At 66.8% G+C, this 214-nt stretch carries 1 protein-coding gene; it reads right to left on the bottom strand.

Annotated features, from left to right (window positions below; all coding sequences use genetic code 11):
• On the bottom strand, window positions 1-214 hold a 214-nt coding region (locus J0695_RS37920; protein WP_206969375.1), incomplete at both ends, for an aldehyde dehydrogenase family protein.

Below are 214 nucleotides of genomic sequence, written 5' to 3'. Positions count from 1 at the left end.
CCGACTCCATCTGGGTCAGCATCGCGTCGTACGCCCCGTCCTGACTGTCGTCGTAGACGTGGATCGCGAGGATCGGGCCGAAGTACTCCGTGGTGAAGACCTCGTTGGCCGGGTCCGTGCACGCGATGACCGTCGGGCGTACGAAGTAGCCCACCGAGTCGTCGTACGTGCCGCCCGCGACGATCGTGCAGGAGGCGTCAGCCTTCGCGCGGTC

It is taken from the genome of Streptomyces beijiangensis, from assembly GCF_017315755.1.
Taxonomy (GTDB): domain Bacteria; phylum Actinomycetota; class Actinomycetes; order Streptomycetales; family Streptomycetaceae; genus Streptomyces; species Streptomyces beijiangensis.
The sequence above is the reverse complement of the archived record's forward strand: the minus strand, read 5'-3'. Positions and strand labels throughout refer to the sequence as shown.